The 25,810-nt window shown below is 67.5% G+C and carries 23 protein-coding genes; 12 read left to right on the top strand and 11 right to left on the bottom strand.

All coding sequences use genetic code 11. The features are described from left to right. Positions 1–6: 6 nt before the first annotated feature. The 4 genes from SLG_RS15815 (at position 7) to SLG_RS15800 (ending at position 3,044) form a co-directional block, all read left to right on the top strand. Complete coding sequence (locus SLG_RS15815) at positions 7–357, top strand: hypothetical protein (RefSeq protein ID WP_041392122.1); 351 nt, start codon at positions 7–9, stop codon at positions 355–357. A gap of 160 nt (positions 358–517) precedes the next feature. Further along, positions 518–1,429 (top strand): TauD/TfdA dioxygenase family protein, encoded by a 912-nt coding sequence (locus SLG_RS15810; RefSeq protein ID WP_014077507.1) that lies wholly within the window; start codon positions 518–520, stop codon positions 1,427–1,429. A gap of 427 nt (positions 1,430–1,856) precedes the next feature. Beyond that, positions 1,857–2,408, top strand: a complete 552-nt coding sequence (locus tag SLG_RS15805; protein ID WP_014077506.1) for a hypothetical protein — start codon at positions 1,857–1,859, stop codon at positions 2,406–2,408. Between the two features lie 207 nt (positions 2,409–2,615). Further along, on the top strand, positions 2,616–3,044 hold the full coding sequence (locus tag SLG_RS15800) for a VOC family protein (RefSeq protein WP_014077505.1): 429 nt from the start codon (positions 2,616–2,618) through the stop codon (positions 3,042–3,044). A gap of 439 nt (positions 3,045–3,483) precedes the next feature. On the opposite strand, the gene SLG_RS21065 is transcribed toward SLG_RS15800, so the two are convergent. From SLG_RS21065 to SLG_RS15775, 5 genes are all read right to left on the bottom strand, one after another. Then, positions 3,484–4,260: a sulfotransferase domain-containing protein gene (locus tag SLG_RS21065; RefSeq protein ID WP_158512733.1), complete on the bottom strand. Its 777-nt coding sequence runs from the start codon at positions 4,258–4,260 to the stop codon at positions 3,484–3,486. A gap of 367 nt (positions 4,261–4,627) precedes the next feature. Next, on the bottom strand, positions 4,628–8,068 hold the full coding sequence (gene smc / locus SLG_RS15790) for a chromosome segregation protein SMC (RefSeq protein ID WP_014077503.1): 3,441 nt from the start codon (positions 8,066–8,068) through the stop codon (positions 4,628–4,630). Between the two features lie 72 nt (positions 8,069–8,140). Then, entirely contained in the window at positions 8,141–8,884 is a 744-nt protein-coding gene (locus SLG_RS15785) for a thioredoxin domain-containing protein (RefSeq protein ID WP_041392120.1), read from the bottom strand. A 48-nt stretch (positions 8,885–8,932) separates the two neighbouring features. Continuing rightward, on the bottom strand, positions 8,933–9,643 hold the full coding sequence (locus SLG_RS15780) for a thioredoxin domain-containing protein (protein ID WP_014077501.1): 711 nt from the start codon (positions 9,641–9,643) through the stop codon (positions 8,933–8,935). A gap of 59 nt (positions 9,644–9,702) precedes the next feature. After that, on the bottom strand, positions 9,703–10,263 hold the full coding sequence (locus SLG_RS15775) for a DUF721 domain-containing protein (RefSeq protein WP_041392119.1): 561 nt from the start codon (positions 10,261–10,263) through the stop codon (positions 9,703–9,705). A gap of 47 nt (positions 10,264–10,310) precedes the next feature. Between SLG_RS15775 and mutY the strand changes: the two genes are divergently transcribed. From mutY to SLG_RS21810, 6 genes are all read left to right on the top strand, one after another. Then, on the top strand, positions 10,311–11,378 hold the full coding sequence (gene mutY / locus SLG_RS15770) for an A/G-specific adenine glycosylase (RefSeq protein WP_014077499.1): 1,068 nt from the start codon (positions 10,311–10,313) through the stop codon (positions 11,376–11,378). Positions 11,379–11,397: 19 nt separating this feature from the next. Continuing rightward, on the top strand, positions 11,398–12,303 hold the full coding sequence (gene nudC / locus SLG_RS15765) for an NAD(+) diphosphatase (protein ID WP_014077498.1): 906 nt from the start codon (positions 11,398–11,400) through the stop codon (positions 12,301–12,303). Positions 12,304–12,437: 134 nt separating this feature from the next. Then, complete coding sequence (locus SLG_RS15760) at positions 12,438–13,781, top strand: TldD/PmbA family protein (RefSeq protein WP_014077497.1); 1,344 nt, start codon at positions 12,438–12,440, stop codon at positions 13,779–13,781. Beyond that, entirely contained in the window at positions 13,768–14,565 is a 798-nt protein-coding gene (locus SLG_RS15755) for an inositol monophosphatase family protein (protein WP_014077496.1), read from the top strand. The genes SLG_RS15760 and SLG_RS15755 overlap by 14 nt, the downstream gene beginning before the upstream one ends. A gap of 315 nt (positions 14,566–14,880) precedes the next feature. Beyond that, positions 14,881–17,976 (top strand): TonB-dependent receptor plug domain-containing protein, encoded by a 3,096-nt coding sequence (locus tag SLG_RS15750; RefSeq protein ID WP_014077495.1) that lies wholly within the window; start codon positions 14,881–14,883, stop codon positions 17,974–17,976. 276 nt (positions 17,977–18,252) lie between these two features. Beyond that, positions 18,253–18,837, top strand: coding sequence for a hypothetical protein (locus tag SLG_RS21810; RefSeq protein WP_014077494.1), 585 nt, complete (start codon positions 18,253–18,255; stop codon positions 18,835–18,837). Between the two features lie 99 nt (positions 18,838–18,936). On the opposite strand, the gene SLG_RS21805 is transcribed toward SLG_RS21810, so the two are convergent. After that, entirely contained in the window at positions 18,937–19,110 is a 174-nt protein-coding gene (locus tag SLG_RS21805; RefSeq protein ID WP_014077493.1) for a hypothetical protein, read from the bottom strand. A 153-nt stretch (positions 19,111–19,263) separates the two neighbouring features. Between SLG_RS21805 and SLG_RS15740 the strand changes: the two genes are divergently transcribed. Further along, entirely contained in the window at positions 19,264–20,451 is a 1,188-nt protein-coding gene (locus tag SLG_RS15740; protein ID WP_014077492.1) for a hypothetical protein, read from the top strand. Positions 20,452–20,585: 134 nt separating this feature from the next. Next, positions 20,586–21,236 (top strand): outer membrane protein, encoded by a 651-nt coding sequence (locus SLG_RS20550; RefSeq protein ID WP_014077491.1) that lies wholly within the window; start codon positions 20,586–20,588, stop codon positions 21,234–21,236. A gap of 90 nt (positions 21,237–21,326) precedes the next feature. Here SLG_RS20550 and SLG_RS21800 read toward each other — a convergent pair whose 3' ends face one another. From SLG_RS21800 to crtY, 5 genes are read right to left on the bottom strand one after another with little or no spacing between them, the layout of a single operon-like run. Continuing rightward, positions 21,327–21,497, bottom strand: coding sequence for a hypothetical protein (locus SLG_RS21800; protein ID WP_014077490.1), 171 nt, complete (start codon positions 21,495–21,497; stop codon positions 21,327–21,329). Between the two features lie 56 nt (positions 21,498–21,553). Next, positions 21,554–22,519: a phytoene/squalene synthase family protein gene (locus SLG_RS15725; RefSeq protein WP_014077489.1), complete on the bottom strand. Its 966-nt coding sequence runs from the start codon at positions 22,517–22,519 to the stop codon at positions 21,554–21,556. 36 nt (positions 22,520–22,555) lie between these two features. Further along, positions 22,556–23,146 (bottom strand): TIGR00730 family Rossman fold protein, encoded by a 591-nt coding sequence (locus tag SLG_RS15720; protein ID WP_014077488.1) that lies wholly within the window; start codon positions 23,144–23,146, stop codon positions 22,556–22,558. Beyond that, positions 23,143–24,621, bottom strand: a complete 1,479-nt coding sequence (locus SLG_RS15715; RefSeq protein ID WP_014077487.1) for a phytoene desaturase — start codon at positions 24,619–24,621, stop codon at positions 23,143–23,145. Before SLG_RS15715 ends, SLG_RS15720 begins: the two co-directional genes overlap by 4 nt. Further along, a complete protein-coding gene (gene crtY, locus SLG_RS15710) occupies positions 24,618–25,781 on the bottom strand; it encodes a lycopene beta-cyclase CrtY (protein WP_014077486.1) in 1,164 nt (387 codons plus the stop codon). Before crtY ends, SLG_RS15715 begins: the two co-directional genes overlap by 4 nt. Positions 25,782–25,810 lie beyond the last annotated feature (29 nt).

Genomic DNA, 25,810 nt, shown 5'->3' with positions numbered 1-25,810 from the left:
ACAGACATGCGACATGGCAGCTTGATGCGGGGCGCTTTTCTTACGGCAGCCTTGCTGAGCATGGCAAGCGGCGCGCTGGCGCAGGACCCGCCGGAAATCCAGGAGGAACGCCGCGCGCTCAATGCCGAGCAGGCGAAGCTCGCCGCCGATCTGGTCGCGGACTATCAGGCGCGCAAGGCGGCCGTGGCCGAGGAGCAGGCGGCACGGGACGTCGCCTACAAGCGGGCGCTGCGCGAGCATGATGCGCAGGTTGCCGCCATCAAGGCCAAGGCCGCCGAGGACCAGGCGCGCTGGGAAGCGGCGGTCGCGGCCTGCAAGGCGGGCGACTACAGCCAGTGCGGACCGCGCCAGCCCTGATCGTCCGGACCATCGCCCCGCATGAGGGGCGGGCGCCGTAACGGGTGCCCGGTCCTTGTCGGGGATGGCCGGTTTCCGGCTGGGACAAGCGCGTTTCCAGAGTGGAACTTGACAACTAGCGCAATTCACGACAGATACCTATCGTGATAGGAGAGTTGTCATGGCTGTTACCGCTACACCCATAACCCCCCGCTTCGGCGCAGAGATTTCCGGCGTGGACATCAGCAAGCCGCTGGACCCGCAGACGGTGCAGCAGCTCATTGCCCTGCAGGACCAATGGGGCGTCACCGTCTATCGCGATACCGGGCTCGACGATGACGGGCAGATCGCCTTCGCGCGCAACTTCGGCCATCTCGAAAGCCTGCCGCCCCGCGAGGACAGGCCGCGCCTCTATCTGTTCAATGCCGGCAATCTCAACGCGAAGGGCGAGATCAACTGGGACCCGGCTGCCACGACCTATCGCAAGGGCGACCAGATCTGGCACACCGATTCGTCCTTCATGGACCTGCGCACATCCTATTCGATGCTGCGCGCGGTCGAGGTGCCCTCGACCGGCGGGCCGACCTGGTTTGCCGACGCGCGCTCGGCCTATGACGACCTGCCCCAGGATGTGAAGGACCGCATCGAGACGCTCGAATGCGAGCACAGCCTCTGGTGGTCGCGCAAGCAGGGCGGCGCGGACATCACGCGCGCGCAGATCGAGGAGCGCCACCGGCCGGTGCACAAGCTCGTTTCCCCGCACAAAGGCTCGGGCCGCAAGATGATCTACGCCGGCGCGCATTGCTATCGCGTGGTCGGCTGGAGCTGGGAAGAGAGCCGCGAGCTCATCGATTATCTCAACGACTTCGTGACCCAGGACAAATATGTCATCAGCGTCGACTATGCGCCTGGCGACATGGTGATCTGGGACAATCTCGCCGTGTTCCACAAGGGCGGCCAGTTCGACTGGAACGAGCGGCGCGACATGCGCCGCGCGACCGTGCGCGAGGCGCCCGCTCCCGAGGGCGAGGACGATCCTTTCGGCGAACTGTTCAGGAGCGCGCCCCGGATCGAGCCGGCAAAGGCGATCTGAAGGCGGCCCATCCCCGGGTTGAACCGGGACTTCGCCGGATCGATGAGTCGTGGCGTAGCTGCGATGCGACGAACCGAGGCGGCGGGGCTTGAACCTGCGCGGCGAGCGGCTAGACTTTCCGCACCCGGCCTGTGACCGGGGCGCGGGTTCGGTCGCGGACTGGCGATGAGGCGCTGTTTTTCTTTCGCGATGCGGCATTCGTGGAGCGAAGGGCCCGACGCGTCGTTTTCTCCCGGAATTTGTCCTTTTTCTGCCACTCAAGGCGAGAATTTGTGCCGCCCCGGTGCGATGTTTCGCATTTTTCTGTTGCGGCGCACAAGGGAATCTGATCCCATATGTTGCATGAATGTTGCGTAACGGATGCTTAAGGTCCCAGTAACCATTTCGGGCTCATCATCACGTTACGACACGATTGATGGAGGCAGCTATGGGTCAGCACGCTAAGCCGACGGACGGAGCCATCGCCCTGGCGGAATTGCGCGAATTCGCGTCCTTCCCCGCCGCGACCCAGCGCTATATCCGCCGCTCGCTCGACGTGGCCCTGCATCGCGGCGAACCCATGCAGACCTGGGGACGCGACGTGGTGGAGGAAGCCAGCATTCGCGCACAGACCCGCCTCTATGACAGGCTCCAGGAAATCAAGGCACGGGTGCCGGACGACAGCGGCCTCGATCAGGTCGAGCCGTTCATGGCGCCGCTGGTCACTGTCTCAGCCTTCGATCTCGGGCAGAACCGGCTCAACAGCTTTTCTGCCTATCGCTTCCTCTACGAGCGGCTGATCGGCGCACATTCGCGGCCGTGGCTGCCGGGCGCCTTCTGCGCCGCCGCCAGCCTGCCGCATCTCCACCCCGAGCGCCGCCGCGCGCTGCTCCAGTCGATCAGCGAAGCCGCCGCGACCGCCGCCGGCTGGTCCACGCGCGAGCCGACCTTCTATCCCGAATGGGTGGAAAAGGTGGACATCAGCAAGGCGCCGAACTGAGACGTTGAGACAACTGCCGCCGGGCCCGTAGACCGCCCGGCGGTAAAGTGCAGCGAAGGCCGGATAGCCTTCGCCCGCCTTCCTATTCGGATCTTCCCTGTGCTGCGCCGGGCATGACCGCCTTGCGATCCGATCGGGCATCCGGCATTTTTGCGGCGAAGCCGAAGAGCGACCGTTGCGTTGCGAGGGGACGAAGGAGGAGGTCCGATGGAACTGCATCGCGGGCGACTGATCGATCATCTGCAACTGGTGGTTGCCGATCTGGCAGCGAGCCGGCGTTTCTATGAGGCGATCCTCAAGGTGCTGAACATTCCGGTGGAGAGCAATTCTCCGCATGATTTCTGGGCGGACGAGCTGTTCGTCTCCGGGCCCGACGGTCCGGAGGCTGCCGGTGTCCTGACCGGTCGCCATCATCTCGCTTTCCAGGCGGCCGACCGCGCGATGGTGGACGCCTTCTACGCGGCTGGTCTCGAAGCGGGCGGCAGGGACAATGGCGCGCCCGGGGTGCGGGCAAGATATCATCCCGGTTATTATGGCGCTTTCCTGCTCGATCCCGACGGCAACAACATCGAAGCGGTGTATCACGGCGAAGCCGGGCGCAGCGCGCCATCCGTCAAGCTGACGTTCGAGATGTAGCCCCCTTAGGGCTGATCGACATTCATTTCTTCCGTTGAACAGGCACCCTTCCTGCCAATGTTTTGGCGGCGTGGACAGATTCGAGCGGTGGTTCCTTGCAGGTCGTCTGTCAAACCGGCCGGCCTCGATGCCAAAGGTCACACGAAAGGCACATTATCAGCGAAAAAATTGCCCCGGCGCGCTCGCCGGCATGTTACTGTATTCGCGGAGAGAAAGAGCCAAGGCGTCCGCGCTCAAACATTTCATGCTTCGATCCGATCTAATAGGACAGCCCCGATTTCGCCATCGCGCAGGGACAAGCTGCGCTATCGCCCTGAAGAAGAGGATGCTTCCCGCCTTATGCTCGCTTTCCAACGGACAGGCCTGCCTTCACCGAAGCACATGGCTCTGCCTTGAATTTGTCCCCACCGCCCAAGATATTCAACAACCTGAATCGTTTTCACCGTTGATATTCGATCCCAAAACGTCGCCAGGTCGTTTCATACCGATTAAAATACATGTCAATTTGCTCAGCCGTAAGATATTTCCGGAATGTACCGCCTTCGCCGCGCCAATAGAATGCACCGTCCGGCTTGGTCACGGCTCTGGCGAACTCAACGGCTTTGACGATCTCTGCATCTGGTCGGTCAATTTCGGCGGACTGTAGCAATTGTTTGATAACTTCCTCGGTGTCGGAAACAAGTCGACCATAATTGACGATGAGAATGCGCTGCGGATCCGACCAATGCCGTTCCGCCCAGCTCTGCAAATTTTCGGATAACTTTCCTGAAAATGCCTCGAACGGCTGAAGGCCATCTTCTCTTAAAAAAAGATCGAAGTAATGTCCTAGCTCGCCATCGTGCGCGATTTGCTTAACGGACTTTGGAATTCCCTCAATGAAGTATTCTCGAAAGCGAGAATTATCTGCCTGAAGGTAAATATAATTTAGTCCTGACAAAAAGACGTCGAGCGGGTGACGGTAAATATAGCATGCTCCGCGGGTTTTTACCGAGGGGCTTTCGAGAGGGGCCGGCGCGTGTGTCTTTCCCCAAACGACGCCTGTCGATTCCGAAATCCGTTCCGCCTTTGCGATAAATTCGATAGAGTTTCCTGGGTCATATTCGGGAAGACGATCATCCAGCAGGTTTGAGCGAGCATCGAAAAACAAGCGATGTAAAACAATGCGGAGAAACGTGTTGCCCGATCGGGGGTAGGAAGCGATCCAGTAAACTTGCATCGAAGGACTCTGCTGTTTGGGTTGTAAAGGCAGGACAGCGAAGCATATAACTGGCGGTCCAGGTTGCCATGTGCCGATCCGAGCGGTGTTATGCAAGCGACTTGGCAGCATTTGCGGGCGTTACCCCTCCTATCGCGCTACCTGGGCGTTTATGGTTGCAATCGTCGCACCAGTTTCTCGGCGCCAGCCGATCGTGGGCCAGCGATGAGATCAGCGTCCCATTCAGGCGGTCGTCGCATAAGCGAAGCTATTAACGAACATGTTCTGCTGGAGATGGGTTAGATATTTGGTCCCAGCATGTGATGGTGTAAATTTGTCATCGTCACAGCGGAGGGAGCTATGGACCAGGTTCTCCACGGCAGAGCGGTCACTCCGCGGCCAGAAGCTCCTCGGCCGCCTGCAGATCCACGGAGACGAGCCGGCTCACGCCGTGCTCCACCATGGTGACGCCGAACAGGCGATGCATGCGGCTCATCGTCACGGCATTGTGCGTGACGATGAGATAGCGGGTCGCGGTGTCGCGCACCATCTGGTCGAGCAGGCCACAGAAGCGCTCGATATTGGCATCGTCGAGCGGCGCGTCGACTTCGTCCAGCACGCAGATCGGCGCGGGATTGGTGAGGAACAGCCCGAAGATGAGCGCCACGGCGGTGAGCGCCTGCTCGCCGCCGGACAGCAGCGTCAGCGTGGTGAGGCGCTTGCCCGGGGGCTGGGCCATGATCTCCAGCCCGGCCTCCAGCGGATCGTCGCTCTCGATGAGTTCGAGATGCGCGCTGCCGCCTTCGAACAGGGTGGTGAACAGGCGCTGGAAATGGCCATTGACCGCTTCGAACGCGGCGAGCAGGCGCTGGCGGCCCTCGCGGTTCAGATGGCCGATGGAGCCGCGCAGCTGATTGATCGCGGTGGTGAGTTCCTCGCTCTCGGCGCGGCTTTTCGCCTGCGTCTCCTCAAGCTCGGCCAGCTCGGCGGCCGCCACGAGATTGACCGGGCCAAGGCGCTCGCGATCGAGCACCAGCCTGTCATGCCGGGCCTGCTCGTCGGCGGCATGGCCCACCTCCTCGCTGGCGAAGCCGAGCTTGCCCGGTAGCACCGGCGGCGGGCAGGCGAAGCGCTCCCCGCAGGCCTGGCCGATATCCTTGCGGCGCGCGACGGCATGCTCGGCGCGGGCCAGCGCCCCGGCGCGGGCCTCGCGCGCGGCCGACAGCGCCTCATTGGCGGCGGCGAGGCGCTTTTCCGCCGCGCTGAGCGCATCCTGCGCGGCGGCCTCGGCGAGGCGGGCCTCTTCCGCGCGCTCGGCGCCTTCGCGCGCGCTCAGGGCAAGCGCGTCGAGTTCGGCGGACAGGGCTTCGGGCCGGCCGCGTATCGCCGCAAGATCATTGCCCAGCGTCTCGGCGCGCGCCTTCATGTCGGCGATGCGCCGCGCCGCGTCACCCGCCCGCGCGCGCCAGCCGGAGACTTCCGCGCGGATCGCCTTGTGACGCTCCTCGTCCGTGCCGATCGCCCGCTCGACCATGGTCTGCTCGGCCTGCACTTGCCCGATGGCGGCGCGACACCGCTCGGCAGCGGTCTTGAACAGCGCGACCTCGGCAGCGGTTTCCTCGCCCTGCGGCAAGGCATCCAGGGCGGCGCGGGCGCCGGTCATTTCCTGCTCCGCCGCGGCGTGATCGGCAGCGGCTTCGGCGGCGCGACGGTCCAGATCGGCGCGGCGGCCCGCCACACGCTCCAGCATGGTCGCGACCTCGGCCAGCGTGCGTTCGGCGCCGCGCGCGGCATCCTCGGCGGCCGATGCGGCGGCGCGGGCGGCGCGCTCCTGCGCATTGGCCTCGCGCAGCGCCTCTTCCGCCGCAGCCAGCGCCTGACCGGCCGCGTCCACCGCCGCCACGATGCCGGGCCGCTCCCGCGCGATGGCCTCCAGCCGATTGATGCGAATGAGGCGTTCGGCAGCGGCCGCGCCGCCTTCCTGCGCGACGAAGCCATCCCAGCGGCGCAGGCGCCCGTCCAGCGTGACGAGGCGCTGGCCGACATGAAGTGGCTGCCCGCCATCCTCGGGCGCGACGGCGATCTGCGCCAGCCGCCGGGCCAGCGCGTCGGGCGCGCGCACATGCGCGGCGAGGGGCTCGCAATCGGCCGGCAGCGGCGGATCGTCCGTGGTGATCGCGGCGCCGGACCAGCGGGCGCGGCCATTCTCCCCGAGGGCGGCCTGGAGATCGTCCCCGAGCGCGGCGGCCAGCGCGCGCTCATAGCCGGGATCGACGCCGATGCTGTCGATCGCGCGATCGCCCTTGCCCGCGCCTTCAAGCCCCTTCTCCAGCGCCCGCGCCTCGCTGTCGAGCGCGGCTGCCGTGGCCTTCGCCGCCGCCAGCACGCGCTGCTGGGTGGCGACGGCCTCTGTCTGCGTCTCGCGGGCGAGGGCGGCGGCGGCCATGAGCTGCTCGGCAGCGGCACGGTCCGCGAGGGCCTGCGTGCGGGCCTGCTCGGCCGCGCCCTGCCGCTCTGCCAGCGGGGCCGGATCGGGCAGCTGGGCAAGCGCGGTGGCGATGCGCTCGACCTCGCCTTGTGCGCGCGCCAGCTTCTGGCGGGCGGTGGCGAGGCGGGCCTCCGCGACGCGGCGCTCGGCCTGCTCGCCGGCGAGCCGTGCCATTGCCTGCGCGAGCGAAACCTCGCTGTCCCGGCTGGCGCGCTCGGCCTCGGCGAGGCGCGCGGCGAAAGCGGGGAGGGACCCGCGCGCTTCCTTCAGGCGCTGGGCAAGCGTCGTCTCTTCCGCCTGCAGCCGCTCGATCGCCCCGGCGGCATCGATGGCAAGCGCGCCTTCGCGCTCCTGATCCTGCGCCATGCGGGCAAGCTGCCCTTCGAGATCAGCGATGCGGCGGACGAACTCGTCCCGCTCCGAGGACAGGCGTTCGAGCCGGAAGCGGGCTTCCGCCGCAGCCTCGCGCGCGCTGTTGGCGGTGGCGCGGGCCTGCGCGAGCGCATCGATGGCTTGCTGGGCCTCACCGGCGATGGCGGCCTGCGCGTCCTGCGCGGTGCGCACCAGCGCCTCGGCAGTCTCGGCGTCCCGGGCGGCCTGATCGGCGGCCTGTGCGGCTTCCCGATAGCGCGCGAACAGGGCGCGGCCCTCGGCCAGCTGGATCTTCTCGCTGAGCTCCGTGTAGCGCTCCGCCGCGCGGGCCTGGCGGCGCAGGCTGGCGGCGCGCCCGTCCATCTCGGCGAGGATGTCATCGAGCCGGGCGAGATTGGCGGCACTGGCGCGCAGCTTCTGCTCGGCATCCTTGCGGCGGACATGCAGGCCTGCGATGCCGGCCGCTTCCTCCAGCATCGCGCGGCGCTCGGCGGGCCGGGCAGCGATGACGGCGGCGATCTTGCCCTGGCTGACCAGCGCCGGGCTGTGCGGGCCAGTGGCGGCGTCGGCGAAGATGAGCGAGACGTCCTTCGCGCGCACGTCGCGGCCATTGGCGCGATAGGCGCTGCCGGCGCCCCGCTCGATGCGGCGCACGACTTCCAGCTCGCCTTCCGGCCCGAGATCGATGGATGGCAGCACGATGCCGGGGGGCTGAACGGCGAGCAGGCTCACCTCGGCGAAATCGCGCGCCGGACGCGTGGCCGTGCCCGCGAAGATCACGTCGTCCATGCCGCCGCCGCGCATGGACTTGGGGCTGGATTCGCCCATCACCCAGCGAATGGCTTCGAGCAGATTGGACTTGCCGCAGCCATTGGGGCCGACGATGCCGGTCAGCCCGATCTCGATCCGCAGTTCGGTGGGCTCGACGAAGCTCTTGAAGCCGGTCAGCTTAAGACGGCGCAGCTCCATCGCCCGGCCGGGGCCGCCGGCCGTTTCCGGCGCCGGGTCGATCGCGCCGCCCTGTGCGCCGGCCGCGTCCAATCAGGCGCCCGCGCCCTTGAGCTGCTCCTCGAGACCCTGCCAGGTCGCGGCATTCTCCAGCCGCTTCTCGTTCAGGATGAGCGTGGGCGTGCCGGTGATCTGATATTTTTCCGAATCCCGCTGGACGCCCGATGCCAGCGCCTCGGCGGTCTTGACGTCGGCCAGGCACTGGCGGGCCTTCTCCTCGGGGATGCCCCGCTGCTTGGCGAACTCGATCAGGCCGCCCAGCTCGGCGACCTTGATGAAGCGCTGCTCGGGCGGCGAGGTGAGGGCGGCCTGATAGGCGCCTTCGCCTTGCGACTGGAGCTGGCGGATCATGCCTTCCTGATAGCCGAAGAACTGGACATTGAGCGGGAAGAAGGCTTCCGGCCCGCTGCAGCGCGCGAGCAGCGCCACCGCGATATCCAGCGGATCGCGCACGAAGTTGCGATATTCGAAGCTCACCTTGCCGCTGTTCACATAATCGCGCTCCAGCGGCTCGTGCGATTGCTCGGTGAAGTCGGCACAGTGCGGGCAGGTGTAGGAGCCGAACTCGATGAGCTTGATCGGCGCATCGGGATTGCCCATGCGGAAGCCGCCCTCGGGCGTCGCGACGACCTGCTGCGCCCAGCTCGAACCCGCCGGTGCGGCCTTGGCGGCGACATTGCCGCCGGGCGCGCTTGCGTTCGCGCCGCTATCCTGCTGGCCGCAGCCGGCAAGTGCGATCAGGGCCAGAGTGGCGGGGAGAGCGACAAGGCGTTTCATGATGGGCCTCATAATGAAGGTAGAGACGGGAAATGCGGCGGGTCTAGCTCAGTTGCCGGAGCGGGGCAATGCCGGCAGCAGGGGCCGCAGCCCGGCCCAGTCATGCACGTCCGCCAGCGGCCTGCCATTGAGAATGAAGAAGGGCGTGCCGGTGAATTCCTTTGAATCCCATGCGCTTGCGGTGAGGGCGAGGACCTGGCTCAGCGCCTGCTTGTCCGCAAGGCACTGGCGCTGGGCGGCGGGCGTGAGGCCGCGCGGAGCGAGGCGGGCGATCAGGCCGGTCTTGTCCGCGATCTCGGTGATCTGGGCGACCCGGTCCTCGGCGGGCGCGGCGTCCTTTTGCGTCTCCGCATAAGCCTGCGCCCGCTTCATCCAGTCGTCGAAGCCGGCGAAAAGCGTTTCGTGATTGCCTGCGAACCGCGCGGCGCCGCCGCAGCGCGCCAGCATCGCGGCGGCAAGGTCAAAGGGATCGCGCACATAATTGCGGAATTCGAGGCTGAGCAGGCCGCGCCGGATCCACTGCGCCTTGAGCTGCGGCGCGCCTTCCGCCTGGAAATGCGCGCAGTGCGAGCAAGTGTAGCTCAGATATTCGACGAGCCGGTTGGGCGCCTTGGGATTGCCCAGGATGAAGGCGCCATTGGGGCCGATGGTGACGGTGCTGGTCCAGTCCGTGGCCGCCGCCCGCTGCTGGGCCGGCGCGGCGGCCGGCGCCGCGAGCATGAAGGGCAGGACAAGGCAGGAGAGGAAACGGCGCAGCATCTCGTCAAAACCTCCCGAAGCAGGCTGGTGGGAAACAGGCGGCGGCCCCGCGCATCAAACTAGCTGATTCGCGGCGGCCGGGGCGCATTGGCAAGACCGCGCGCCATGGATTCGAGGACGGAGCGCAGTTCCGGATCGCTCACTTCGCGCAGGCCCTCGCCCAGCTCCTGCGGGATGGGGCGCAGCATGGCGGGCGGCGGGCGGCGCACGGGCTCGCTGGGGACGACCTGACCCTGGCGCATCGCCACGCGGGACACGGCGTCATAGCCGAAGAAGCGGTTCACCCGCTCGATGATCTCCGGCACGACATGCTGCACCATGGGCGCATGGCCGCTGGCGACCACGAGCTGCAATGTGCCGCCGGAACGTCGGCCGGTCGGGAAGCGAATCGATTCGGGGCTGGTCAGTTCCGCATAACGCTGCCCGACGATCTCCGCCCAGCGCGTGACGATGCTCGACTGGATGAAGCCGAACTTGCGGAACGCCGCGCGGCCGATGTCCGGCATGAGATCCGCGATGGCGCGCGGCGCGCCGACACGCGGACGCTCGGCCGTTGCGGCGCTGTTGCCGGCCTTTGCCTTGCGTGCACGCGGCGTCTTCTTCTCGGGGGTTTCCGTCATCCCCGGGTCCATGCCATAGCCGGGCCATGCCCGTCGACGGATTATTGATGGCGCAGCGCGATGTGGCGGCCGCTCTGCTCGCGCATTATCGCTGCCATGCCCGCCTGCTGCCCTGGCGCAGCCCGCCGGGGGAGCCGCCGCCCGATCCCTACCGGGTCTGGCTGTCCGAGATCATGCTCCAGCAGACGACGGTGGCGGCCGTCATTCCCTATTATGAGCGCTTCCTGGTGCGGTGGCCGGACGTCGCGGCGCTGGCGGCCGCCGAGGATGGCGACCTGATGGCTGCGTGGGCGGGCCTTGGCTATTATGCGCGGGCGCGCAATCTGCTGGCCTGTGCGCGCCATGTCGCGGCCTTGCCGGGCGGGCGCTTCCCGGATGACGAGGCGGGGCTGCGGGCGCTGCCGGGCGTGGGCGCCTATACCGCTGCCGCCATCGCCGCCATCGCCTTCGGACGCCGGGCCGTGGTGGTGGACGGCAATGTCGAGCGCGTGGTGAGCCGCCTGTTCGCGGTGGAGACGCCGCTGCCGGGCGCGAAGGCCGAGCTGCGCCTGCTTGCTGACCGGATCACGCCGGAGGCAGACGCAGGCGATTTCGCCCAGGCAATGATGGACCTCGGCGCGACGATCTGCACGCCGCGCAGGCCCGCCTGTCTCGCCTGCCCGCTGGCGGAGATGTGCGCCGCGCGCGCGGCGGGCGACCCGGAGCGCTTCCCGGTCAAGGCGCCGAAAAAGGCCCGGCCCGAGCGCAGGGGCACGGCCTGGTGGATCGAGGCGGAGGGCGCGGTGTGGTTGCAGCGCCGCCCCGCGCGGGGCCTGCTCGGCGGCATGCTGGGCTTTCCCACCAGCGAGTGGCGCGAAGATCACGAGCAGACCGTGCCGCCTCCATGGCCCGGCGAGTGGCGGCTGATCGAAGGGCGGGTGCGCCATGTCTTCACCCATTTCGCGCTGGAGCTGAGCGTCGCGCGCCTGTTTCTCTCCGTGACGCCTTCGTCCGCCGCGCTTGCCAAGGCACTGGGCGATGGCCAATGGTGGCCGCTCGGGAGGATCGGCGAAGCCGGGCTGCCGACGCTGTTCGCCCGCGTCGCGCAGGCGGTGCGCGAGGATGAAGGTCGATAGGGACAGGGAGAGAGCCAGGATGACGAACCGGACCATCGCGCCCGAGGCACGGGGAATCACCTTCACCGGAAGCACGCTCGACCGTGCCGACCAGCTGCGCGTCCATCCCGAACGGCTCTCTGTTGCCTGGGCCGACACGCGCGCGCGCGTCGTGCGGCTCGATGGGCTCGATCCGCTGCCGGACGATGAGGGCATGCTCGCCACAGTCCCGGTTCCGCCCGGCGCGCGTCTTGCCGACCATGCGCTGCTTGGCCTGCAGGAAGACGGGGTGCCGCTGTTCATCGCGCTCCATGTGGAGAAGAAGCCGCACGAGCCGCCGGTCTTTCCCCCGAAGGTCTGGCAGATCGTTCCCCACCTTCGCCCCGATCAGGCGGCGCTCTATGCCGGCGCGCGCAGCCTCGTCGACTGGCATGACCGCCACCAGTTCTGCGCCTGCTGCGGATCGCCCACCCATCCGGTGAAGGCCGGCTGGTCGCGCCAGTGCGGCACCTGCGGCGCGGAGCATTTCCCCCGCACCGATCCGGTGGTCATCATGCTCGCCGAATATGAGGACAAGGTGCTGATCGCGCGGGGCGCGCGCTTCCCGCCCGGGCGCTTCTCCGCGCTGGCGGGCTTCGTGGAACCGGGCGAGACGATCGAGGAAGCGGTGCGCCGCGAGCTGTGGGAAGAGACGGGCATCCGCACCGGGCGCGTGGACTATCTGTTCAGCCAGCCCTGGCCTTTCCCGTCCCAGCTCATGATCGCCTGCACGGCGCAGGCGCTCGACTGCGCGCTGACGCTCGATCTGGAGGAAGTGTCCGAGGCCATGTGGGTGAGCCGGGACGAGGTGCGCGCCGCGCTCGCCGAGGCGCCGGACGCGCGCTTCCAGCCACCCACGCCGGTCGCGGTGGCGCACCACATGCTGCGGCACTGGCTGGGCGAGTGAAGCACTGCATCGGGGTTTGAACGGCATGGCCTGAGGGACGCTGGCGGGGGGCTCGCTGGCGGAGCCGCATTGCGTCCCCTATATAGCATGTCTAAAGCGCAGCCTCCTTTCCAGAATTCCGGACGACCCTCTCCATGCTCAGCCTCAACGAAGCCCTTGATCGCGCCCAGTCGCTCGTCGCCGCCGCGCGCCGCGCCGGCGCGGACGCCGCCGACGCGGTCTATGGCTGCGACGCGTCCTCGGGCGTGACGGTCCGCCTCGGGCAGCTGGAGGATGTGGAGAATTCCGAATCCGAGCATATCGGCCTGCGCGTGTTCGTCGGCCATCGCTCGGCCAGCGTCTCCTCCTCCGATCTCGCGCCGCGCACGCTGGACACGCTCGTCGAGCGCGTCATCGCCATGGCCCGGGAAGCGCCGGAAGACGCTTATGCCGGGCTCGCGCCGGAAGACCGGCTGATGCGCAAGAAACTGCCCTCGCTCGACATCGAGGATCATGAAATTCCTGGCCCCGCCGCGCTGCGCGAACGCGCGCTGGCGGTGGAAGATGCCGCGCGTGCGGTGCTCGGCGTCACCAATTCGGAAGGGGGCGGCGCCGGCTTCGGCCGCGCGCAGGTCGCGCTCGTCACCAGCCATGGGTTCGCCGGGGCCTATGCCGGGACGAGCCACTCGCTCTGGGCCAGCGTGCTGGCCGGCGAAGGCGCGGGAATGCAGCGCGACCATGCCAGCCACACCGCCCGCAAGCTGCGCGACCTGGAGGCGGCGGACGCCATCGGCACGCGCGCGGGCAGCCGGGCGGTGGGGCGGCTCAACCCGAAGCGCGTTGCCAGTGGCACCATGCCGGTCATCTTCGATCCGCGCGTGGGCAACAGCCTGATCGGCCATCTGATCGGCGCGATCTCCGGCCCGGCCGTGACGCGCAAGGCGAGCTTCCTGCTCGACCGGCGCGGCGAGCCGGTGCTGCCCGCGACGCTGAACCTCATCGACAATCCGCATCTCCAGCGCGGCCTGCGCTCGCGCCCGTTCGACGGGGAAGGGCTGCCGACGGCGATGAAGCGGATCGTGGACGGCGGCATCCTGACCGACTGGCTGCTGGACAGCGCCTCGGCCCGGCAGCTCGGCCTCGCGCCCACCGGCCACGCGACACGCGGCGGCGGCGCGCCGGGCGTGGGCCTGAGCAATGTCCATCTCGAAGGCGGGACGGCCTCGGCGCATGAGCTGATGGCGGACGTCTCGCGCGGGCTCTACGTCACGGAGCTGATCGGCCATGGCGTCAATCCGGTGACCGGCGACTACAGCCGCGGCGCCTCGGGCTTCCTGATCGAGAATGGCTCGGTGGGCCATGCCGTCGCGGAAGTGACCATCGCCGGCAATCTGCGGGACATGTTCGCGCGCCTCGTGGCGGCAAACGACCTCAGCTTCCGCTATGCCATCAACGTGCCCACCCTGCGCATCGACGGGATGACCATTGCCGGCGAATAATCGCCTGCTGCCCGATCTTCTGGCGATCGCCGACGAAGCGGCGGCGCGCGCGATGCTGGACTGGGCACCGGGCGAGCCCAGTCGCAAGGCCTGGGAGAAAGTGCACGGCGAGCCGGTGTGCGAAGCCGACCTTGCCATCGATGCGCTGCTGCGCGCGCGGCTCGGCGCGCTGCTGCCGCAAGCGGCTTGGCTCTCCGAGGAAAGCGCAGAGACGCCGGGACGCAGCGATGCGCCGCTGGCCTGGGTCGTCGATCCGATCGACGGCACGCGCGATTTCGTGCGCGGGCGCACCGGATGGGCGATCTCGATCGCGCTGGTGGAAGCGGGCGACGTGCAGCTGGGCGTGCTGGCCGCGCCTGCCCGGCAGGAGCGCTGGTGGGCCGCGCGGGGGGCAGGCGCCTTTCGCAATGGCGCACGGCTCGCCGTGGGCGCGCAGGCCACGCTGGCGGGCGCGCGCGTGCCGCTCGACACGATGCGCGGGGTCGACATGGATTACCGGATGGTGCCCAAGCCCAACGGCATCGCGCTGCGCATGGCGATGGTCGCGGGCAACGAAGCCGATCTCGTCGCGGGCCTGCGCCTGAGCGGGGAGTGGGACATCGCCGCCGCCACGCTGATCGCGCAGGAAGCAGGCGCCATCGTCACCGACGCGCTCGGCGACCCGATCCGCTTCAACAAGCCGGACCCGCGCGTGCCGGGCCTGCTGTGCGGCGTGCCCGCGATCCATGAGGCCGGCCTTGCCCGCCTGCGCGAGCGCGCCCTGAAGATGCGCGGCGCGGGATAAAGCGCCCCGTCCGCCGGATCATCCGTGTCTCCGAAAGACCGGAATCGTGGCAGAAACGATCATCGCGACGAGCCGAATCCGGCGCCGCAGGACAGGCGGACCGGGGGAGAATTGCGACTGCGGGAGACCGGCTGAGCAGAGCTGCCCCGCCAGTTTCCGGCAGGTTCCGGATTCAATCGTTCAGGCCTGAAAACCTTCCTCACGAATAAATCATGTTGCAATAGCTATATTGCTAGGTATTCTGGCGCGCATCGCACCGGAAAGATCCGGACGACGCTGGGGCAACGACCTCACAGCACATAGGAGGGGAGGACCATGCAACATCGTTATCGCTCGAACTCTGTCCGCGCGCCGCTCTTCGTCGGTAGTGCGCTTTACCTGCTTGCGCTTGCTCCGGCCGGCGCACTCGCCCAGGACACGGTGACGCCGCAGGCCGCCGCCGCGCCGGAAGACCAGGCCATCGTCATCACCGGATCGCGCATCGCGCGCCGCGACTATTCCTCCGACACGCCGATCGTGACGCTGTCCGCCGACGCGCTCAATCGCTCCAGCGAAGTGAGCTTCGACCAGAGCCTCAACAAGCTGCCGCAGTTCGGCACCGGCGCCAACCAGATCACCAGCGCGACGGACATCCAGTCGACCCCGACCAGCAGCCCCGGCATCGCGACGGTCAACCTGCGCGGCCTCGGCAGCAACCGCACGCTCGTGCTGGTGAACGGCCGCCGCACGCAGCCCGCCAATGCCAGCCTCGTGGTCGACCTCAACACGATCCCCGCCGCCGCGGTGGACAATGTGGAGATCATCACGGGCGGCGCGGGCGCCACTTATGGCGCGGACGCCGTGGCCGGCGTCGTCAACTTCATCCTCAAGCGCAATTTCCAGGGCGTCCAGATCGACGGGCAGGCCGGCCAGACCTTCCGGGGCGACGGCGAGCAGTACAAGGTCTCCACGCTGCTCGGCTCGAACTTCGCGGACGATCGCGGCAATGCCATGATCGGCCTCACTTACCAGAAGCGCACACAGGTCTATCTGCGCGACCGGCCCTTCTTCGAAGCGGCGTTCACGGACCCGAACACGCCCGGCCGCAACGCCTGGCCGAACTTCGGCGGCTATCTGCCCACCAACGGCACGCAGGCCGCCTATGACACGGTGTTCGGCGCCAAGGGCTTCGTCCCGGGCGACGTGCCCAACACGGCGCAGCTTTACTTCAACACCGCACCGACCACGGCCGGCGCGACCCTGTTCACCGTCTCCCCGGGCGTGCGCTCCGGCACCCGGGCACCCGGCTTCACCGGATCGCTGTATCCGGACAACAAGTTCCTCAACAACGGCCTGCTCTCGCCCAACAGCTACACCGGCTTCCTGTCGAGCCCGCTGGAGCGCTACTCGCTGTTCGCCGCGGCGCATTACGAAGTCAGCGACAATCTGACCTTCTACACGCAGGCGAGCTTCGACCAGAACGACACCACGACCGAAGTCATCGGCTACTCGCCTGCCTTCAACCAGTGGTCAGTGACGATCCCCTATGATGCGGCGCATCCGGTGCCCACGGAACTGGCGACCATCCTCAATTCGCGCGCCAACCCGAACGCGCCCTGGACGCTGTACAAGCAGATGGACTATCTCGGGCCGCGGCAGATCTCGACCACCACCTATACTTATGAAGTGCTGTTCGGCGCGCGTGGCGACCTGGGCGTGCGCGACTGGACCTACGACATCTTCATGTCGCACGGCCGCACCTCGCAGAACACCAATTACCGGGGTTTCGCTGACCTCGCGCGCTATCAGGAACTCATCAACCGGCCGAACTACGGCGCCGGGGCGGACTATAACAACGGGCGGACCGGCATGCTGGCGCATTGCACCAGCGGCCTCAATCCCTTCGTGAACACGCCGGTGAGCCAGGACTGCATCGACATCATCAGTGCGCCGATCAATACCGAGACGATCCTCGCGCAGGATCAGGTGGAACTGAACCTGCAGGGCTCGCTTGCCGAGATTCCGGCCGGCGACCTGCGCTTCGCCCTCGGTGCGGCCTATCGCAAGAACGACTTCGAATATCGGCCGGACCCGGCTTTCTCCACGACCAACACGACCTCGCTCACCATCGGCCTGTTCGATACCTCGCCGACCAAGGGCGACGTGAACGTCAAGGAGATCTACGGCGAGGTGCTGGTGCCGATCCTGCGCGACCTGCCCTTCGTGCGCTCGCTCACGCTCAATGCCGGCGCGCGCTATTCGGACTACAGCACGACCGGCGGCGTCTTCACCTGGAAGACCACGCTGGACTGGGACGTCAATCCCTGGCTGAAGCTGCGCGGCGGCTACCAGCAGGCGAACCGCGCGCCCAACGTGGCCGAACTCTATCAGCCGCCGGTCTTCCAGACCGTGCCCTGGCCCGATCATGACCCCTGCTCGATGTTCACGCGCGCCACGTACGGCAACGTGGCGTCCAACCCGGATCGCGCGAAAGTGCAGGCGCTCTGTTCGGCGCTCTCGGGCGGCGTTCCGATCGGCGACAATTTCGTGGGCAACGTGCCGAGCTACTTCGCGCTCGGCCGCGACCTGCAGCGCGGCAATGCCAATCTCGACAACGAGAAGGCCAAGACCTGGACACTGGGCGCCGTGGTCAATTCACCCTTCGACGCCGAGGCTCTTCGGGCGCTCCGCCTCTCCGTCGATTACTACCACATCACCATCGACGGGGCGATCGCACCGGCTTCCACCCAGCTGGTCTATCAGGAATGCTTCAACAGCCTGGGCAACAACCCGAACTACGATCCCAACAACGAATATTGCCAGCGCATCTCGCGCAACACGACCAATGGCCAGTGGATCGCGACGACGGCGAGCTTCGAGAATCTGGGCCTGATCCAGACCTCCGGCATCGACGTGCAGTTCGACTGGAGCCTGCCGGCGCCGGGTATCGGCGAGACCGGCGCGGTGTTCGCCAACATCGTCTACAATTACCTCATCAACTACAAGGTGCAGAACAATCCGGGCGGACCGGTCTTCGACTATGCCAACTCGATCGGCTCGACCATCTTCGTGCCGCCTTATGGCGCGCAGTTCCGCTGGAAGCTCAACACGACGCTGGGCTATGACTTCGGCCTCGGCACGGTGAGCATGAACTGGCGCCACTTCCCCCGGGCACGCCATGCCGCGCGGGTGACCAACAGCACGGCCACGCAGACCCGCACCAGCGCTTACGACATCTTCGATCTCTCGGCGCAGTTCCGGCTGAACGACATGTTCCAGATCCGGGGCGGCATCGACAATCTGTTCGACCGCGATCCCAACATCATCGGCGCCATCCCGGGCACCACCGCCGCGGTGGGCGAGCCCGACCCGGCGGGCACCTATGATGTGCTGGGCCGCCGCTTCTATGTGGGCGTCAGGGTCGATTTCTAGGTCCGGAGGCAGCCCCTCCGACAGGGCGGGCGCATGCTGCAACCATGCGCCGGCTCCTCTTCCCCCTGAGCGGTCTCGCGGCATTCGTCGCGAGACCGTCCTTTTTTCCGCCAAGGCTCTTGCAGATCGGGACGGAAAGCGGGGGCGGGGAGGACACGCTGGCGGAGCGCCGCGCCCGCCATCCGCGCCGGAAAGACCTTGTGCGGTGACCGGGCCTCGGGGATAGATGCCCGGTCGTTCAAAACCCCGCCCCACGCGGGGACAGGAGGAACGCGAATGAGGATTGCCATCTCCATCGGTCTCGCCGCCCTTGCCTTGCCGGCGGCGGCCGGTCGGGCGCAGCCGGCCGGGGATGCGGCGGCGAACTGGGAAGCGATCGTGCAATGTGCCCGGCAGACCGGCGCGCCGGCCCGGCATGCCTGCATCGATCAGGTGCTGCGCGGCAGCGGCCTGCTGGACAGCGAGCGTGAGATGAACGAGGCGCGCCAGTCCTTCGGACAGCAGCGGCGATCCGAAGCCGTGCCTGTCCCGCCGCCGGCGGCGCCTGCGGCTCCGGCGATGCCCGCGCCCGCGCAGCGTGCCGAGGCCGCTCCTGCCGCGCCGACACCAGCGCCAGCGCCTGCCGCACCCCCGGCGCCGCTCCGGGCCCTGCAGACGGAAGTCGCCAGCGCACGCCTCGCGGCCGATCGCAAGCTGGTCATCACCACCCGGGAAGGCGCGGTCTGGCGCCAGACGGAGACAATCGAGCTACGCGCTTCGCCCCGCGCGGGCGACAGTTTCGAGATCGAGGAAGCCGCGCTCGGCGGGCATCGCTGCAAGCTAGGCCGCAGCCGCATCTTCCGCTGCGAGCGGGTGAACTGAGCGCCGGTCGCGCGCGCCCGTAAAGAGCGGGGGCTGTTCGAAAAGGGTGCCGGCGCGCCAAGGGCCCGGCGCATCCGGGCCCGGCGCCCGGCGGTCGCCTCAGACCTGCGCCGGTTGCGCGCCGCGCTTGCTCAGCGTGGTGAGCAGCGTCTCATAATGCTGTACATAGCTCAGATAGATGGCCTTCACGTCCGGATGCAGCGCCGCGTGCGCCAGCTCCCGGGACTTGTCGATCTGTCTTTGGAGATAAGTGCGATCCCACAGCGGATCCATCGGTGTTGCCCTCAAATGTTTTGCGCGTCAGAAATTCCCCATCGGGCGAATGGTTCCGGCATTTCGCGTCGTGCCGTGCGGGACAGCTGAGCCTTGCCGAATCAGTCACTTGCCGCCAGTCTCCCACCCGACATCTTGTCAGGAGAGCCTCTCATGCCAGCCGTGAAGACCGCGAAGACAATGCTCGCTTTCTCCTTCCTTGCCCTGGCTGCCTGTCAGGTGGGCGCGCAGCCGGGCAGCGGTACGCGCGCGGGACTAGTCGACATCGAGCAGACGGCGCTGGTCTCCGGCACGCCGATCCCCCGCTTCAAGGCGGATACCGCCTGGCCGCAGCTTCCCGAGAACTGGGTGATCGGCCAGGTCGCGGGGCTTTCCACGGACAGGGAAGGCAATATCTGGCTCGTCCATCGCCCGCATTCCGTGCGCGACCCCGGCCCGACGCGCCAGCCCGCGCCGACCGTGCTGCGCCTCTCGCCGGAAGGGAAAGTGCTGGCCGCGTGGGACGGCAAGTCCACCGCGCCGGAGATCGACGGCGTCAACCAGTTCCCGGCCAGCACGCACGGCGTGTTCGTGGACGCGGAGGACAATGTGTGGATCGGCGGCAACGGCAAGGACGATCATGTCGTCGTCAAATACAGCATGGACGGCAAATATCTGGGCCAGTTCGGCACGCGCGGCGCCACCGGCGGCAATCTCGACAAGGCCAAGCTCGGCGGCCCCGCCGACATTTATCGCCACAATGACGAACTGCTCATCGCGGACGGTTACATCAACAAGCGGGTCATCACCTTCGATGCGAAGAGCGATGCCTTCCGCCGCTTCTGGGGCGCCTATGCGAGCGCGCCGGATGCGCCGGCGCGGCAAGGCGATTTCGACCAGAGCATGGCGGCGAGCACGGCCGATGGCGGGGCCAATCCGCGCTCGCCGATGTTCGGCGACATCGTGCATTGCGTGGTCAAGAGCTCGAACGGCGACCTCTATGTCTGCGACCGGCGCAACAACCGCATCCAGATGTTCCGCGACGGGCCGGACGGCAAGGCGGTGTTCGTCAAGGACATCCTGATCGCGCCGGAAACGGGCGGGCTGCGCACGGTGAGCGACGTCGCCTTCTCGCCGGACGAGACCTATATGTACGTCACCGACATGGAGAATGGCCGCGTCTGGACGCTGCTGCGCGAGACACACCAGATCATCGGCCATTTCGGCAAGGCGAACGGCAAGGGCCCGGCCGAGTTCATCTGGCTGCATTCCATGGTGACGGACAGGGACGGCAATATCTACACGTCCGAGGTCAATCAGGGGCAGCGGGTGCAGAAGTTCGTCTTTACCGGCATCGAATAGGCGCCGGCCGGGCGCGGGCTGACTCCCTTGGGGGCAGCGCTTGGCTGACGAGAGCCGTGCGGTTTCGTCACGGTTCTTCCGCAATGTCTCCGTCATGATGTTGGTGGGTTGGGCGCCAACATGACGGAGTTATTATGAACAAGAAGATCGTGCTCGCTGCCCTTCTCGCGGCGTCGGCCGCATGGGCGGGTCAGGCGCAGGCGCAGACCATCGGCAGCTTCCGCGCGGACGTGCATGCGGGCTGGGATCGGGTCTCCATCGACCAGCACACGCAGGGCGATGCCGACGCCGATGTCGTGACGTCCAGCGAGAAGGAAGACGGCGTTATCTATGGCGGCGAGATCGGCTATGACCTGGGGCTCGGCGCCTTCAGCCTGGGTGCCTATGCCGGCATCGAGGGATCGTCGGCCAAGCAATGCGCGGAAGTCTACACCGAAGTCGAGACCTGCGTGAAGGCGGGGCGCAACATCACGCTCGGCGCGCGCGCCGGCTTCAACGTGGCGCCGCGCGTGCTGCTCTATGCCAAGGGCGGCTATTCGAACGGGCAGGTCCGCATGGAATATATCGACCATGTGACGGCGGCGGACAGCTTCACCCTCTCGGAGAACATGGACGGCTGGCATGCCGGCGCGGGCGTGCAGGTCAATCTGCTCGCCAACAGCTATGTGAAGCTCGAATATGTCCACACCGACTATTCGGACTATTCGCTCGCGGATGGCGACGCCACCATCAGCGGCGGCTTCAAGCGCGACAACGTCCTGCTGGGCGTGGGCATGCGCTTCTGAACCGGGCGGCGCGGCCTTCGGGTCGCGCCCCCGGCACGTCCGACCGGGGCGGGCGGGGCAGGGCCGGTCTCGACCGGCCCCGACGCTCTGTCAGATCTTCAGCCGCACGATCTGGCGCAATCGATACTGTTTCGCGAGCGCGTCATAAGCGCGCACCAGCTGGTCATGCATCGCGCGCTGCTCGGACTGGCCGGCGGCCAGCGCGAGCTTGCGGTGCTCGCGCGCCCTGCGGCGATAATAATCATGGCGTGTCGGAATCATCGGCGCCTCCCGCCGGACATTCGAGCAGCTTTTTGCCTGGGCGGATTTGATCCCGATCAAATAGGCGCTCGTCCGGTGGCGATCCGGGACTGAGTCCAAAGGTCAGGGTCGCGCGGACCGGGCGCGGAGAGGCGCCCACGGGTGGCGGCCTGCGCGGCGGCGCGCATCAGCCAGCCAAGCTTCTCGCCGCGGGAGGTGAAGACACGGCTTTCGAGCGCGCGCTCCGGATCGGCCGCGACATGCCGCGCGATGCCGCCATAGATGCCGGCGGCCGCGAGCACGGCCCAGGCCGAGCGGAACGGCAAGGCAGGCGTGCCGTAGCGGGCACTCGCTTCGTACCGCGCCGCCAGATCGGCCGTGCGGCGCGCCAGACCGGCGAGCGCCGGCCGCGAAGCCGGGGCCATCGGATCGGCCGGATCGATGCCGGCTTCGACAAGCCAGTCCATGGGCAGATAGCAGCGACCGCCCGCCGCATCCTCGGCGATGTCGCGGGCGATGTTGGCGAGCTGGAAGGCAAGGCCGAGATCGCAGGCGCGGTCCAGCACCGGCGCATCGTCCGGTGCCACGCCCATCACGATCGCCATCATGCAGCCGACCGTGCCGGCGACATGATAGCAGTAGAGGAGCAGGTCCTCCTGCGTGCGCGGCCGCCAGCCCGCCGCGTCGAGCGCGAAGCCCTCGATCAGATCGTCGATATAGCGGCGCGGGATCGCGCACTCGGCCGCGACGACGGCGAGGCCGGCAAAGGCGGGATCATCGATGCCCGCTGCCCCGCCCAGCGCCCGCTGCGTCCGCGCGCGGATATCCGCGAGCCGGCGCGCCGGATCGGATGTCGCATGCATCGTGCCGCCATGGTCCTGCCCGTCGGCGATATCATCGCACGCGCGGCACCAGCCATATAGCAGCCAGGCCCGCTCGCGCGTCGTGCGGTCGAACAGGCGGGAGGCCGTGCGGAAGCTCTTGGACCCCCGCGCGATGCTTTCCTGGGCATGCGCGACAAGCGCGGCGCGCGCCTCGCTCACGTCATCCGCGCCCTGGCGCCTGCGCCGTCCGGTGCCTCAAAGCCGCGCCGCTTTCATCGAGAAGATCGTCTCGTGCGGCTGATAGGCGGCCATCGCGTCGATCAGATCGGGCAGGGTGTTCCGGGCGATGAGGATGCCGGCATGGGCGGGCCGGATGAAGCCGGTCTCGATCATGTGCCGGTCGAAGGCGATGAGCTGGTCGTAGAAACCCGCGACATTGAGCAGCCCCACCGGCTTGTCATGATAGCCAAGCTGGGCCCAGCTGATCGCTTCCCACAGCTCGTCCATCGTGCCCACGCCGCCCGGCAGCGTCACGAACCCGTCCGCGAGGCTGGTGAAGAGCGCCTTGCGGGCATGCATGTCCGGCACGACATGCAATTCGGTGAGGCCCTTGTGCGCGACTTCCGCGCCGACCAGCGCCTCGGGAATGACGCCGATCACTTCGCCGCCTGCCGCCATCGCCGCATCGGCCACCGCGCCCATCAGGCCCACGCGGCCGCCGCCATAGACGATGCCGATGCCCCAGCGGGCCAGCTCCGCGCCCACTTCCTTCGCCATCGCCATGAACTGCGGATCGGCCGGGGTGGCCGAACCGCAATAGACGGCGAGGCGATTGAACGTCTTCATGCAAGATCCTCCAGCATCAGCGTGGCGGTGGCCCGGGCCGAGCCGACCACGCCGGGAATGCCGGCGCCAGGATGCGTCCCCGCGCCGGTGAAATAGAGATTGGGAATGACATCATCCCGGTTGTGCGCGCGGAACCATGCGCTTTGCGTGAGCAGGGGCTCGAGGCTGAAGGCGCTGCCCAGATGCGCGTTGAGATCGCGCGCGAAATCGGTCGGCGCGTAGGAGAACTGCACCTTGATGCGCGCGCGTATGTCCGGGATCAGCCGGCGCTCGACCTCGTCCAGGATTCGGTTGGCGAGGATGGGGCCGATCTCGTCCCAGTTGACCGGCAGCTTGCCCATATGGGGCACCGGAGCCAGCGCATAGAAGGTCGAGTGGCCCGGCGGCGCCAGATCGGGGTCCGTCACCGTGGGATGATGCAGATAGAGCGAGAAATCCTGCGAGAGGACGCCATGCTCGTAAATGTCCGTCAGCAGCCCGCGATAGCGCGGGCCGAACAGGATCATGTGGTGCGGAATGCCCGGCCATGTCCCCTCGATGCCGAAATGGACGAGGAAGAGGCTGGGGCTCCAGCGCTTGCCCGCCAGCGCCTGCGCGCGCCGTTCGCCGCGCACATGGCCCGACAGAAGATCGGCATAGCTGTGCATGAGATCGGCATTGCTGGCGACGGCATCCGCCTCGAAGCGCAGGCCCGACCGGGTGGTAACGCCGCTCGCCCGGTCCCCCACCGTCTCGATCGTCGCTACCGGATCGCCCAGATGCAGCGTGCCGCCGAGCCGCTCGAAATGCGTCACCATGCCGCTCACCAGCGCATTGGTGCCGCCCTTGGGAAACCAGACGCCGCCCTGCTTCTCCAGCTTGTGGATGAGGGCATAGATGGCGCTGGTGGTCATCGGATTGCCGCCCACCAGCAAGGTATGGAAGGACAGGGCCTCGCGCAGCTTCTCGTTCTTCACGAAGCTGGAGACCATGCTGTAGACCGAGCGCCAGGCCTGATGCTGCGCCAGCGCCGGGGCGGCCTTGAGCATCGACTTGAAGTCGAGGAACGCGACATGGCCGAGCTTCTCATAGCCCTCGCGATAGACCTCGGTGCTGTAGGCCAGGAACTTGCGGTAGCCCACGACATCGGCGGGATCGAGCTTCGCGATCTCGGCGTCGAGCAGCATGTCGTCATTGCCGTAATCGAAATTGGTGCCGTCCGGCCAGTTCAGCCGGTAGAAGGGGCTGACCGGCAGCAGCGTCACATCCTCCGCCATGTCGTGGCCGGAGAGGCGCCAGAGCTGGGCGAGGCAATCGGGATCGGTGATGACGGTGGGGCCGGCATCGAAGGTGAAGCCGTCCTTCTTCCACACATAAGCGCGGCCGCCCGGGCGATCCCGCCCTTCCACGACCGTGGTGGCGATGCCCGCCGATTGCAGGCGCAACGCCAGCGCGAGGCCGCCGAAACCGGCGCCGATGATGACTGCTCTCTTCATGGCTTGGCGGCTCCGAGCGCCTGGATGGCGCGGCTCACAGGCACAGGTGGCTTGCCGATCATGATGCGCATCTTGTCTGTGAAAGTGGATTGGCCGGCATAAAAGCGGCCGATGAGGGCAGGGTCAAGACGATAGAAGCGGGCCAGCACGCGCCAGCGCTCGTCCGGGCCGGCGGCGCGGAACAGCAGGGTGGAGAGCATGCGGTAGAAGCCCTGGCCGCGCCAGTGCGCCCGCGCCCGGGCCCGCAGCGCCGCATGCAGCGCCGGCCCCGAGAGATCGTCCATCGCGGCGATGGCGAGCGCCGTTCGCACCGCATCGGGCAGGGAATAGCCGGTGAGCGCATGGAAGAAGCCGCCGCGCAGCCCCGCCTTCGCGACGCCCGGCGCCTGCGCGTCCCAGTAACGCTCGAAGTCGCCGCCCATGCAGACCGGCAGCACGCCGGTCTCGCTATGGCCACGTGCTTCCCCATCCCAGCCCTGCGCCCGGGCATATTCGCTGATCCGCGCGGACAGCACCGGCTCGTCGAGGCCCGGGTCATCGGCATAATAAGTATCCTCGATGAAGAGCTCGGTCGGCGAGAGGGGGAGCGTGTAGATGAAGCGGTAGCCATCATGCTGGGGAACGGTGGCATCCATGATGATCGGCTCGGACAGACCATGGGGCCGGTCGCAGACCCAGCTTGCGCCCACGAACTTCTGATAGCCCAGCGCCAGCGCGCTCATGTCCCCCGGGCCGCGCGCGTCGATCACGCCGCGCGCCTCGATCGTGCGCCCGTCGGCGAGCGTGACCACATGCGGCGCAAGGGCCGTCGCGGCCTGGTCGAACAGCAGGTCTCCCTCCGGCATGGCGCGGTGGAGGCGGATGCCGAGACGCTCGCTGGTGAGGGTCGCATAGCCGCTGTCGATGCGGCGCTGCTGGCCGGGAAAGCGCACTTCATGCCCGCCCCAGCCATGCACGATCAGCGGCTCGATCAGCCAGCGGCTCTCCGCCGGGACATCATGCGCGAAGCAGGACCAGAGCTGATTGCCGCCGGAATAGCGCGCTTCCTCGATCAGCACCGTGCGCAGGTCCGGCCGCCTTGCCCGCAGGGCCAGCGCGATCAGTCCCCCGGCAAGGCCGGCGCCGACAATGGCGAGATCGACGGGTTGCGCGGACTTCATGCGCGAGCCCTAGAACATCGCGCGGCAAA

This window comes from Sphingobium sp. SYK-6 (assembly GCF_000283515.1).
GTDB lineage: Bacteria > Pseudomonadota > Alphaproteobacteria > Sphingomonadales > Sphingomonadaceae > Sphingobium > Sphingobium lignivorans.
This window is presented reverse-complemented; position numbering and strand designations above follow the sequence as displayed.

Excerpts from the sequence above, each read along its gene's own strand:
- SLG_RS15815 (WP_041392122.1), top strand. The coding sequence starts at position 7 with ATGCGACATGGCAGCTTGATGCGGGGCGCTTTTCTTACGGCAGCCTTG.
- SLG_RS15810 (WP_014077507.1), top strand. The coding sequence starts at position 518 with ATGGCTGTTACCGCTACACCCATAACCCCCCGCTTCGGCGCAGAGATT.
- SLG_RS15805 (WP_014077506.1), top strand. The coding sequence starts at position 1,857 with ATGGGTCAGCACGCTAAGCCGACGGACGGAGCCATCGCCCTGGCGGAA.
- SLG_RS15800 (WP_014077505.1), top strand. The coding sequence starts at position 2,616 with ATGGAACTGCATCGCGGGCGACTGATCGATCATCTGCAACTGGTGGTT.
- SLG_RS21065 (WP_158512733.1), bottom strand. The coding sequence starts at position 4,260 with ATGCAAGTTTACTGGATCGCTTCCTACCCCCGATCGGGCAACACGTTT.
- smc (WP_014077503.1), bottom strand. The coding sequence starts at position 8,068 with ATGGAGCTGCGCCGTCTTAAGCTGACCGGCTTCAAGAGCTTCGTCGAG.
- SLG_RS15785 (WP_041392120.1), bottom strand. The coding sequence starts at position 8,884 with ATGAAACGCCTTGTCGCTCTCCCCGCCACTCTGGCCCTGATCGCACTT.
- SLG_RS15780 (WP_014077501.1), bottom strand. The coding sequence starts at position 9,643 with ATGCTGCGCCGTTTCCTCTCCTGCCTTGTCCTGCCCTTCATGCTCGCG.
- SLG_RS15775 (WP_041392119.1), bottom strand. The coding sequence starts at position 10,263 with ATGACGGAAACCCCCGAGAAGAAGACGCCGCGTGCACGCAAGGCAAAG.
- mutY (WP_014077499.1), top strand. The coding sequence starts at position 10,311 with ATGGCGCAGCGCGATGTGGCGGCCGCTCTGCTCGCGCATTATCGCTGC.
- nudC (WP_014077498.1), top strand. The coding sequence starts at position 11,398 with ATGACGAACCGGACCATCGCGCCCGAGGCACGGGGAATCACCTTCACC.
- SLG_RS15760 (WP_014077497.1), top strand. The coding sequence starts at position 12,438 with ATGCTCAGCCTCAACGAAGCCCTTGATCGCGCCCAGTCGCTCGTCGCC.
- SLG_RS15750 (WP_014077495.1), top strand. The coding sequence starts at position 14,881 with ATGCAACATCGTTATCGCTCGAACTCTGTCCGCGCGCCGCTCTTCGTC.
- SLG_RS21810 (WP_014077494.1), top strand. The coding sequence starts at position 18,253 with ATGAGGATTGCCATCTCCATCGGTCTCGCCGCCCTTGCCTTGCCGGCG.
- SLG_RS21805 (WP_014077493.1), bottom strand. The coding sequence starts at position 19,110 with ATGGATCCGCTGTGGGATCGCACTTATCTCCAAAGACAGATCGACAAG.
- SLG_RS15740 (WP_014077492.1), top strand. The coding sequence starts at position 19,264 with ATGCCAGCCGTGAAGACCGCGAAGACAATGCTCGCTTTCTCCTTCCTT.
- SLG_RS20550 (WP_014077491.1), top strand. The coding sequence starts at position 20,586 with ATGAACAAGAAGATCGTGCTCGCTGCCCTTCTCGCGGCGTCGGCCGCA.
- SLG_RS21800 (WP_014077490.1), bottom strand. The coding sequence starts at position 21,497 with ATGATTCCGACACGCCATGATTATTATCGCCGCAGGGCGCGCGAGCAC.
- SLG_RS15720 (WP_014077488.1), bottom strand. The coding sequence starts at position 23,146 with ATGAAGACGTTCAATCGCCTCGCCGTCTATTGCGGTTCGGCCACCCCG.
- SLG_RS15715 (WP_014077487.1), bottom strand. The coding sequence starts at position 24,621 with ATGAAGAGAGCAGTCATCATCGGCGCCGGTTTCGGCGGCCTCGCGCTG.
- crtY (WP_014077486.1), bottom strand. The coding sequence starts at position 25,781 with ATGAAGTCCGCGCAACCCGTCGATCTCGCCATTGTCGGCGCCGGCCTT.